This is a genomic window from Bradyrhizobium sp. USDA 4474 (assembly GCF_054057515.1).
The window spans coordinates 6,372,498-6,382,870 of the sequence record NZ_JBSRZJ010000002.1; the positions used below are offsets into that span (position 1 = coordinate 6,372,498).

Sequence of the window (10,373 nt, forward strand, 5' to 3'; positions counted from 1 at the left end):
CGTGCGCAGCGGCGTCACGCCGCTGCCAATGACAAGAATGGCAGAGGCCTAGAGCCTGCCAAGCCAGACAGACACGAGCCCCCGCGAGCGAGGAAAGCCATGCCCAGGATATTCAAGTCACTCTTCTTCCAGGTCGTCGTCGCACTCGCACTCGGCATTGCGCTCGGCATGGCCTATCCGGATACGGCCTTGCAGATGAAGCCGCTCGGCGACGGGTTCATCAAGCTGATCAAGATGCTGGTCCCCGTCATCGTGTTCTGTGTCGTGGTGCAGGGCATTTCAGCAGCCGGAGACCTCTCGAAGGTCGGCAGGGTCGGCGTCCGCGCGCTGCTCTATTTCGAGATCGTCACCACCGTCGCCTTGGTGTTCGGCCTTGCGCTGGCCTATTATTTCCAGCCCGGCGCCGGAATGAACATCAACCCCGCGACGCTGGACGCCAGGGCGCTCAGCGGCTTCAGCCAGACCGCGGCGCAGGTCGCCGGCGGCGGCGTCTCCGAATTCCTGATGAAGCTGATCCCCTCGACGATCGTCGGCGCGTTCAGCTCGGGTGACGTCCTGCAAGTCCTGATCGTCTCGATCATGTTCGGCTGCGCCGTGTCGTTGTGCGGCGAGCGGGCAAGGCCGGTGGTCGATTTCGTCGAGCGCGTCAACGAGATCATCTTCAAAATGATGAACTTCGTCGTCCGGCTCGCGCCGATCGGCGTGTTCGGTGCGATCGCCTTTACCGTCGGCAAGTACGGCATCGGTTCGCTCAAGCAGCTCGGCGGGCTCGTCGGGCTGTTCTATCTCGCCGTCTTCCTCTTCGTGGTGATCGTGCTCGGCTCGATCATGCGGCTGTCAGGCTTCAGCCTGTTCAAGCTGCTCGCCTATCTGCGCGAGGAGCTGATGATCGTGCTCGGCACGGCCGCGGGCGACAGCGTGCTGCCGCAGACCATGCGCAAGCTCGAGCTGCTGGGCATCAAGCGATCGACCGTCGGCCTCGTCATTCCCACTGGGTACTCGTTCAACCTCGACGCGTTCTCGATCTACCTGACCCTCGCGGCAGTCTTCATTGCGCAGGCAACCAACACGCCGCTGGCCCTGGGGGACCTTCTGGCGATCCTCGGCGTCGCGCTGCTGACCTCCAAGGGCGCCCATGGTGTTCCCGGCTCGGCCATCGTCGTCCTCGCCGCGACGCTGTCAGCCATCCCGGCCATTCCGGCGATTGGCCTCGTGCTGATCTTGTCGGTGGACTGGTTTATCGGTATCGCTCGTGCGCTCGGCAATTATGTGGGAAACTGCGTTGCGACGGTCGTTGTCGCCGCATGGGAAGGCGATCTCGATCGCGCGAAGGCGCAGCGCGTCCTCAACGGTGAGATCGACGCCCGGGGTGAGGCGATGCGGGCGGAACCTGATGTTGCGGATGCTCCCGTAGCGGGTCTGCAAACGCTGTAAACGTGGAAGCACGCGAGGTCGACGATGGTGGCCCCTTTCGATTGAACCCCTGACGAAGCAGGCGTTCGCGCCGTTCGGCGAGGTCATCGAGACTGCAGGGGTGACCCCGCTGTCGATCAACCAGGGCTTTGCGAGGCGTTTCAACGACCTCGCCAATATCGATGTGACCGTGGAAGGCGGACAGACCAACATCAGCTGGTTTGTCGCCTCGTTGCGTCCTGTGCCGATCGCAATTCGCCTGATGGAGCGTCATCCGCTGGGAAGCCAGCTGTTCATGCCGCTGGGCGGCGTGGACTGGCTGGTCGTGGTTTGCGCGGATCCGCGCGATGTGGCGAGCTATCGGGCGTTCGCGGCGACTGGGGAGCAGGGCGTGAACTATGCCCGCAACTGTTGGCACCACCCGCTGCTGGTTCTCAAGGAGGCATGCCCCTTTCTTGTGGTCGACCGCAAGGGCAAGGGTGATAATCTCGAAGAATATTGGCTGGACGAGACGATGCAGCTCGATCTGATGCCTGAGCACCACGAGGCCTGACGATGACATCGCGAAATTACCACGTCCCGCAGGGCGGTCTTCCGCCGCAGACCGATCTTCTGAGCGGCCGTGCGGTCTTCACGACCGCCTACGCCGTGATTCCCGGCAACGTGCAGCGCGATATCGTCGTCAGTCTCCTGCCGCATTGGGACAACACGCGCGTCTGGGTGCTGGCGCGCCCGCTTTCCGGTTTCTCCGAGACGTTCTCCCACTATCTGATGGACATTGCCCCGAATGGCGGCAGTGAGGTCCCAGAGCCCGAGAAGGGCGCCGAAGGCGTGCTGTTCGTCGTGGGCGGCCAAGTCACGCTCAAGCTGGCAGGCAAGGATAGCGAGCTGAAGGCCGGCGGCTTCGCTTACGTGCCGCCCGGTTGCGAGTGGACTCTGCGCAATCGCGGCCCGGTTCCGGCCCAGCTGCACTGGATCCGCAAGCTGTACCAGCGCGTGCCGGGATTGGCCGCTCCCGAGCCGATCGTGACCGACGAGGACTCAATGACACTGGTGCCGATGCCGGACACCGACGGGCGCTGGGCCACCACGCGCTTCGTCGATCCCGCCGACCTCAGGCATGACATGCATGTCAACGTCGTGACGTTGGAGCCGGGGGGAACGATTCCCTTCATGGAGACACACGTCATGGAGCACGGGCTGTATGTGCTCGAGGGCAAGGCGGTCTACCGTCTCAATCGCGACTGGGTGGAGGTTGAGGCCGGCGACTATATGTGGCTGCGCGCGTTCTGCCCGCAGGCCTGCTACGCCGGCGGTCCCGGCCGGTTCCGTTATCTGCTCTACAAGGATGTCAACAGGCACATGAATCTGCGGCAGGGCGCGCCGCTGATCTAGTCGAAGCGCCAGATCAGCAGCCATAGCATCGAGAGCGACAGCGCGATCGGCGATCGCCACCGTTGGCGGCTCGCCCCGTAGCAAGGCGAGGGCCGCCGCGACGTCAGCGGATGCGCATGGACCGTCGGTGCTTGCGGCGGCGATGTGGCCGGAAACCCGCGGCGACCATCGTCGCCCTGCAAGATTCCTATTGTCCCGTGACTCCGGCGCCTCTAGCATCGCGTCAAAACGGGCGTCGGGACGAATTGTGCCGCGAGGACATCATGCGCTGCATTCGTGCATTGCTGCTGGCCGCGGGTGTGCTGGGGTCGCTGGTGCTCGCATCGGTGGTTCCCGGCCATGCGCAGGGGATACCGCAAAACATTCCGAGGAAGGATCTGCTGATCCTGGAAAACCCGGAAGGCACGGTCAAGAACGCCGGCTGGTTCAACATCTGGGTGATCAATGCCAGCTCGCAGAGCAACGGCCTGCAGCAGGCCGCGCTCGATACGCTCTGGTACATCGATCCCGAGAGCGGCCTCGACGGCGTCTGGGACAACTCGCTGGCCGCCGACAAGCCGCAATACAATGCCGACTTCACCGAGATGACGGTCAAGCTGCGCAGCGGCATCTTCTGGAGCGATGGCGTCGAGTTCACGGCCGACGATGTCGTCGCGACGGTAATGACCCAGATCAAGCATCCGGCGATGCGCTTCAGTGCGGTGCTCACGAGCAACGTCGCCTCCGTCGATGCGCCGGATGCGCACACCGTCGTGTTCAAGCTCAAGAAGCCCAATTCACGCTTCCACACCAATTTCACGGTGCGCTGGGGCGCCATATGGATCCTCCCCAAGCATGTTTTTGACAAGGTCGAGGATCCCGTCAAATTCGATTTCAATAAGCCTGTCTCGCTGGGCGCCTACGTGCTGCATAGCTACGATCCTGATGGCAAATGGTACATCTGGCAGCTTCGCGATGACTGGCAGCGCACTACGCTCGCGCGCTTCGGCAAGCCGGGTCCCAAATATCTCGCTTATGTCGACCCCGGCCCGCCCGAAAAGCGGGTGATCGCGCAGCTCAACCACGAGCTTGACGTGATCCACGACATCGCGCCGGAGGGCATGTTTGCCCTCGCCAAGCAGAGCAAGACGACGCGGGCCTGGTTCAAGGGATTCCCCTATGGCCATCCCGATCCCACGCTTCCCGCGGTGATCTTCAACACGCAGAATGAGAACTTTAGAAATCCGGACGTCCGCTGGGCGCTGGCGTTGTTGATCGACATCAAGGCCGTGGCGATGGCAGCCTATCGCGGCGCCGCTACCATATCGGCGATCGGCGTGCCGCCGACCGGAACCCATCCGGCCACGTACCACGCGCCGATGGAAGACTGGCTCGAGAGTTTCGAGATCGATACCGGCAAGCGCAAGATCAAGCCGTATGACCCGACAATCGGCAAGCAGATTGCCGACATGCTGCGGCCGTCCATGGGCGACCAGATTCCGGCCGATCCGGCTGATATCGCCAAGGCCTTCGGCAGGGGCTGGTGGAAGACGGATCCGGTCGCGGCGCAGGAGCTGCTGGAAAAGGCCGGCTTCAGCAAGCGCGGGGCTGCCTGGATCACGCCGGATGGAAAGCCCTTCAGCGTGCGCGTCATGGTGGAGGGCGATTTGCGTCCGGTGATGACGCGGGCCGGGACGATGATCGTGCAGCTGTGGAAGCAGGCGGGCATCGACGCCAAGATCGATGTCGCGCAAGGAACGCTGCCGACACGGCGGGCGGCCGGCGATTTCGACACTTTCATTGGCTGGAGCGTCGAGACCTGGGGCGGCCACCCGGACCTGTCCTACTTCCTCGACAGCTGGCATTCGCAATTCGTCGCCGAGCCGGGCAAGCCGCAGCCGCTGCGCAATTGGCAGCGCTGGTCCAGCCCCGCGCTCGACAAGATCATCGAGGAGATCCGCACGGTCGGCTTCGACGATCCCAAATCGATCGAGCTCGGCAAGGACTATGTCAAGCTCGCGGTGAAGGAGATGCCGACCATCCCGCTGATGGCCTACAACGTGTTCACCGCGATGGATCAGACCTACTGGACGGGTTTTCCGACCGCGGAGAATCCCTACACCAATCCCGTGCCGAACTGGGGCAATTCTCGCTACATGTTCGTCCGGCTGAAGCCGGCCAGCTAGGGCGCGATGATCCCGCTTTGCCCGCAACGACCTTGTCGAGCATCTCGGGTGCTGCCTTGAGCGGGTACGCCGGCTATGTCGGCCGCCGGCTCGCGCAGTTCCTGCTCGTCGTTTTCATCGGCATCAACATCGCCTATCTCGTTACGCATGCCTCGCCGATCGATCCCGTCGAGCAATCGATTTCGGCGGTGACCTCCTTTGGCAACACGGCGCCTGATGCGATCGAACAGATGCGGAATTCCCTCCGCGAGCTCTATGGTCTCGGCGGCACGCCCGTTCAGCAATATCTGACCTTCTGGAAGCGGATCCTGAGCGCCGATTTCGGCCCCTCGCTGTCCGCCTTTCCGACCCCCGTCGGCACCTTGATCGGACGCGCGCTGCCTTGGACGGCGGGCCTCCTCGCAGTCTCGACCCTCGTCGCCTGGGTGCTCGGAAATCTGTTGGGTGGACTTGCGGGCTACTACCGGCAGAGCCGCGGGCTGAAGCTGCTGGGGGTGATCGCCATGGGTCTTCATCCGATCCCCTATTACATCCTGGCCATGCTGCTGCTGATCCTGTTCGGCTTCATCTGGCCGGTGCTCCCGATCAGCGGTGGGGCGACGATGAATTTGCCACAGACCCTGACACCCGAATTCGTGTGGAGCGTGCTGCAACATGCGATCCTGCCGGCGCTCTCGCTGATCCTGATCGGTGTCGGCAGCTGGTTTCTCGGCATGCGTTCGCTGGTCTCCAACGTCCTGGCGGAGGACTACGTCGTATATGCCGAGCTTGCAGGCGTGAAGTCCTGGCGCATCCTGACATCCTACGTGATGCGCAACGCGCTCGTGCCGCAGGTGACGGGCCTGGCGATGTCGCTGGGCGGAATCTTCAACGGTGCCGTGATCACCGAGAAGGTGTTCGGTTATCCCGGGCTCGGCTCGCTCCTTGTCGATGCCGTCTATGCCGGTGACTACGGTTTGGTCCTCGGCGTCACCACCGTCTCGATCCTCGGCGTATCGGTCGGCGTGCTGGCGATCGATCTTCTGTATCCACTGCTTGATCCCAGGGTGAAGGTCGGCTGATGGCGGTCTTTCTCCGCGACCTCTTGCGCTACAGGGCCGAGTTCCGGATTGGGGTCGCGCTGGTTGCCGTCGTCCTGCTGCTGTCCGTGCTGGCGAGCTTCTCGCCATATCCGCCTGACAGCGTCTATCTGGTACCGCCCGACCTGCCGCCGTCGTTGACTTACTGGTTCGGCACGACATCGCGCGGTCAGGACGTGTTCTGGCAGTTGAGCTTTGCGATCCGGAATACGTTGCTGTTTGGGGGGACGGTGGCCCTGGTCAGCCGCCTTGTTGCGCTCGCCGTCGGGTTGATCAGTGGCTACAAGGGCGGCTGGCTCGATCGCGTCCTGATGTCCGTGAATGACACCTTCATCGTCATCCCGCTGTTGCCGATCCTGGTGCTGTTCTATTTCGTGATGCGTGACCGGATCTCCTGGTTGATGCTGGCGCTGATCATGGCCTGTTTCGGCTGGGCTTACGACGCGCGGCTGATTCGTTCGGTGGTCATGAGCTTGAGGCAGCGCGAATTCACCCAGACCAGCCTGTTCTCCGGAATGAGCACGCGGCAGATCCTGACCGAGGAGCATCTGCCCTATGTCATGCCGATCCTGTTCTCCACGACCATGAACAACATGGTGTGGTCGATCGGACTCGAGGTGACGCTTGCCGTGCTCGGCTTCACCGATGTCAACACGCCGACGATCGGCGGCATGATCTATTGGGCCAATCAGCACACGGCGATGGTCGCGGGCATCTGGTGGTGGATCGCTTTTCCGACCATCACGGTGGTCATGGCATTCATCGGGCTCTTCCTGCTCGCGGTCTCGGTGAACGCGCATATCGATCCGAGAAGCCGCCTCTGGAGCGTTGGAGGGGCCTCGTGATACACGCCGACGCTGAGCAGCCGCACCAGGATCAAGATGCCCAGCCGCTTCTCAGCGTTCGCGACCTGCAAGCCTATTACCAGACCAGCCAAGCCGGCCTCAGGCGCGGCATCCGGGCGGTCGACGGTGTCAGCTTCGCTGTTCGCCGCGGCGAGATCTACGGTCTCGCTGGTGAATCGAGTTCGGGCAAGACGACGCTCGTCAAAAGCATCGCAGGCGCGATCAGGCCTCCGCTCGAGATCGTCGGCGGCAGCATGGAGTTTGCCTTCCTGCCCGGCTACGACGGATTGCATCGCGCGCCGCCGGCGGCGTTGGAGCGCATACGCTGGCGGCACCTGTCCTACATCATGCAGGGTTCAATGAACGTGCTGAATCCGGTGCGTCGGGTCCGATCCTCGTTCGTCGATTTCGCTTACCCGCATATCGGCGGTAGCCGAAGGCGGTTCGAGCAGCAGGTGGTCGCCCATCTGGCCCGGGTCAAACTTGATCCCTCTGTCCTCACCGCCTTTCCACACGAACTCTCAGGCGGGATGCGACAACGCGCCGCGCTGGCCCTTGCGACCATCTGCCGTCCCGGATTTATCATTGCCGACGAGCCGACCACCGCACTCGACGTGGTGGTGCAGAAGGAGGTGCTCGGCATGCTCAGGGGCATTCAGCGCGAGACTGGCTCGTCGGTTCTGTTGGTCACGCACGATATGGGGGTGCACGCGCAGTTCACGGACCGACTGGCCATCATGTACGCCGGCCGTCTCGTGGAGGAAGCCGCGACCACCGAGATCTTTGGCAATCCCCTGCATCCCTACACCAAGCATCTCATATCGAGCCTTCCGCGCATCGGTGACGACGCGCCGCGCCTGGGTCTTGGCGGCGCGCCGCCAAATCTGGCCGATCCGCCGTCTGGTTGCCGTTTCCACCCGCGGTGTCCGCTTGCAGGCGAGATTTGTCGCCGGGAGACCCCGGTGATGCGTGAAAGCGCCCCCGGGCATCGCGTTGCATGCTTCGCCGTAGACCAGGGCGTACGGGCATGAATGATGTGCTGCTCGACGTCATGGAGGTCAGCAAAACCTTCTTCCGCGGAGGGTTGTTATCGCGGGAGACGATCGTCGCGGTGAACAAGGTAAGCTTCCGGCTTGCTGTCGGGCGACCCGAGATCCTGGCGATCATCGGCGAATCCGGCAGCGGCAAGACGACCCTTGCCCGGATGATCCTGAACACGGAAGCGCCAACCAGCGGCAGACTGCTGCTGGATGGTGCGGACCTTGCGGCTATCAGCGGCAGTGCCGGCCGGCTGGCATTCATGCACAAGGTGCAGCCGATCTTTCAGAATCCGTTCGAATGCTTCAATCCCCTGAAGCGCGTTGAGCGGTATCTGCTTATGACGCGACGCCGGTTTTCCGGCACGGCAGAGGAGAGCACGGCTGCGGCCGTTGATGCGGCGCTGCACAAAGTGGGGCTATCGCTCAAGGAGGTGAGCGATCGATATCCGCACGAGTTATCGGGCGGGCAGCTTCAACGGGTGGCGATTGCCCGTGCGCTGCTCGCCGAGCCAAAATTGATCGTGGCGGACGAGCCGGTCTCCATGATCGACGCCTCCTTGCGGATGTCCATCGTCAATCTGTTCAAGACTCTGAGGGACGACCTCGGGATATCGATCATCTATGTCACGCATGACCTGGCGACCGCCTACTACATCAGCGACCGCATCATGATCATGCAGAAGGGCAGTGTGGTCGAAAGCGGTGATGCGAGAACGGTGCTGAAAGCGCCGCGACATCCCTATACGCAACAATTGCGCGAAGCCGTGCTATTACCTGAGGTGAGCGACTCTACGGCAAACGTCAATCCCGGCATCAACGGTCCCATCGGCCCCGCGGCCCCCGAGAGAACAGCATGAGGAAAGCCAGAGTTCTGATCGACCGTGACTTCGCCATCGGTCACACCGACCCCCGCTTGTTCGGTGCCTTCGTCGAGCATCTCGGCCGATGCGTCTACGGTGGCATCTACGAGCCGGGCCATCCGACCGCAGACGAAAGGGGGTTCCGGAAGGACGTGCTCGCCCTGGTGAAGGAGCTTGGCCCGACGCTCATCCGGTACCCCGGCGGCAATTTCGTCTCGGGCTACAATTGGGAGGACGGCGTTGGTCCGCAGGAGACGAGGCCGGCACGCCTGGACCTTGCCTGGTTCAGCACCGAGCCGAACAGTTTTGGCACCAACGAATTCATGGACTGGTGCCGCGCTGCGGACGTCGCGCCGATGATGGCGGTCAATCTCGGCACCCGCGGGGGCGATGCCGCGCGCAACCTGGTCGAGTACTGCAACCATCCCGGCGGCACGGCATTGTCCGAGCTGCGTCGTACCCACGGCTGGGACAAGCCGCACGGCGTCAAGCTGTGGTGCCTCGGCAACGAGGTCGACGGGCCCTGGCAGATGGAGCACAAGAGCGCCGACGATTACGGAGCGCTCGCGCGCGAGGCCGCCAAGATGATGCGCTGGGTGGACCCAACCATCGAGCTGGCGGCATGCGGGTCCTCCGGGCGTAACATGCCGACCTTCGGCCAGTGGGAGGACACGGTCCTCGAGCACACCTTCGATCACGTCGACTACATTTCACTCCACACCTATCTCAACAATTACAAGCAGGACACGGCCTCGTTTCTCGCCAGCCCCGATCTGATGGACAGCTTCATCGACGAGGTCGTCGCGATAGCGGACGCGGTCGCTGCCAGGCGGCGGTCCAACAAGCGCTTGATGCTGAGCTTCGACGAATGGAACGTCTGGTATCGAACCCGCCGCAATCGCGCCGACCGGGTTAGGGAAGGCTGGCCGGTGGCGCCACCGATCCTCGAGGAAATCTATACGATGGAAGACGCACTCGCCTTCGGCGGCGCCTGCATCTCATTGCTCAATCATGCCGACCGGGTGAAGGTCGCCTGCCTCGCGCAACTCGTCAACGTCATCGCGCCGATCATGACCGAGACGGGCGGAGAGGCGTGGCGCCAGACCACCTTCTTCCCATTTGCGCATTTGAGCCGTTTCGGCCGCGGCAAGGTTCTCCGCACGCAAGCGGAGGTCCGAAACATACGATTCATCGTACTACGATCCCCGCGGTACCCAGGAGCAGAGTTTTCCCGTCCCCGATGTGCCGTATCTGAAGATCGCTGCGGTGGCGACCGAAGACGGTGGCCTGTCGCTGTTTCTGCTCAATCGCGATCTGAAGCAGGAGATGGAGGTGAGCGTCGAGGCCAGACGTTTCGGCCGGATGAAGGTGAGCGAGAGAGTTGAACTCCGGCACGATGACCTGAGGGCGACGAATACCAAGCATGCGCCGGACACGATCAAGCCGGCGCCGTTGCAGAATGTGACCTTCGACGGCGGTCGATTGCAGGCGACGCTCGAGCCCGCGTCCTGGAACGTGATTCATCTCTCGGCAAGCTGAGCATAGCGCTTCGTACCGGCGCGGACATGAATGGAGA

At 62.9% G+C, this 10,373-nt stretch carries 8 protein-coding genes and 1 pseudogene; all 9 read left to right on the top strand.

The annotated features are described in order from the left end of the window. The first annotated feature begins 99 nt into the window (after positions 1 to 99). The 9 genes and pseudogenes from ACVW16_RS31505 (at position 100) to arfA (ending at position 10,336) form a co-directional block, all read left to right on the top strand. Positions 100 to 1,434, top strand: coding sequence for a C4-dicarboxylate transporter DctA (locus ACVW16_RS31505; protein ID WP_456734714.1), 1,335 nt, complete (start codon positions 100 to 102; stop codon positions 1,432 to 1,434). Between the two features lie 40 nt (positions 1,435 to 1,474). After that, positions 1,475 to 1,966, top strand: coding sequence for an ureidoglycolate lyase (locus tag ACVW16_RS31510; protein WP_456802632.1), 492 nt, complete (start codon positions 1,475 to 1,477; stop codon positions 1,964 to 1,966). A gap of 2 nt (positions 1,967 to 1,968) precedes the next feature. Beyond that, positions 1,969 to 2,808, top strand: coding sequence for a bifunctional allantoicase/(S)-ureidoglycine aminohydrolase (locus ACVW16_RS31515; RefSeq protein WP_456702878.1), 840 nt, complete (start codon positions 1,969 to 1,971; stop codon positions 2,806 to 2,808). Positions 2,809 to 3,071: 263 nt separating this feature from the next. Then, the gene (locus ACVW16_RS31520) at positions 3,072 to 4,973 is read left to right on the top strand and encodes an ABC transporter substrate-binding protein (protein ID WP_456702879.1); all 1,902 of its coding nucleotides are present in this window, start codon (positions 3,072 to 3,074) and stop codon (positions 4,971 to 4,973) included. A gap of 56 nt (positions 4,974 to 5,029) precedes the next feature. Further along, complete coding sequence (locus ACVW16_RS31525; protein WP_456702880.1) at positions 5,030 to 6,034, top strand: ABC transporter permease; 1,005 nt, start codon at positions 5,030 to 5,032, stop codon at positions 6,032 to 6,034. Beyond that, positions 6,034 to 6,897 carry an ABC transporter permease gene (locus tag ACVW16_RS31530; protein WP_456702881.1) on the top strand — a complete coding sequence of 288 codons (864 nt, stop codon included), beginning with the start codon at positions 6,034 to 6,036 and terminating at the stop codon, positions 6,895 to 6,897. The genes ACVW16_RS31525 and ACVW16_RS31530 overlap by 1 nt, the downstream gene beginning before the upstream one ends. Then, complete coding sequence (locus ACVW16_RS31535; RefSeq protein WP_456738150.1) at positions 6,897 to 7,928, top strand: ABC transporter ATP-binding protein; 1,032 nt, start codon at positions 6,897 to 6,899, stop codon at positions 7,926 to 7,928. The genes ACVW16_RS31530 and ACVW16_RS31535 overlap by 1 nt, the downstream gene beginning before the upstream one ends. Then, positions 7,925 to 8,794, top strand: a complete 870-nt coding sequence (locus ACVW16_RS31540) for an ABC transporter ATP-binding protein (RefSeq protein ID WP_456734716.1) — start codon at positions 7,925 to 7,927, stop codon at positions 8,792 to 8,794. The genes ACVW16_RS31535 and ACVW16_RS31540 overlap by 4 nt, the downstream gene beginning before the upstream one ends. Continuing rightward, positions 8,791 to 10,336, top strand: a pseudogene (gene arfA / locus ACVW16_RS31545) (arabinosylfuranosidase ArfA). The gene ACVW16_RS31540 and the pseudogene arfA overlap by 4 nt, the downstream one beginning before the upstream one ends. Positions 10,337 to 10,373: the final 37 nt, after the last annotated feature.

Excerpts from the sequence above, each read along its gene's own strand:
- ACVW16_RS31520 (WP_456702879.1), top strand. The coding sequence starts at position 3,072 with ATGCGCTGCATTCGTGCATTGCTGCTGGCCGCGGGTGTGCTGGGGTCG.
- ACVW16_RS31540 (WP_456734716.1), top strand. The coding sequence starts at position 7,925 with ATGAATGATGTGCTGCTCGACGTCATGGAGGTCAGCAAAACCTTCTTC.
- ACVW16_RS31515 (WP_456702878.1), top strand. The coding sequence starts at position 1,969 with ATGACATCGCGAAATTACCACGTCCCGCAGGGCGGTCTTCCGCCGCAG.
- ACVW16_RS31505 (WP_456734714.1), top strand. The coding sequence starts at position 100 with ATGCCCAGGATATTCAAGTCACTCTTCTTCCAGGTCGTCGTCGCACTC.
- ACVW16_RS31530 (WP_456702881.1), top strand. The coding sequence starts at position 6,034 with ATGGCGGTCTTTCTCCGCGACCTCTTGCGCTACAGGGCCGAGTTCCGG.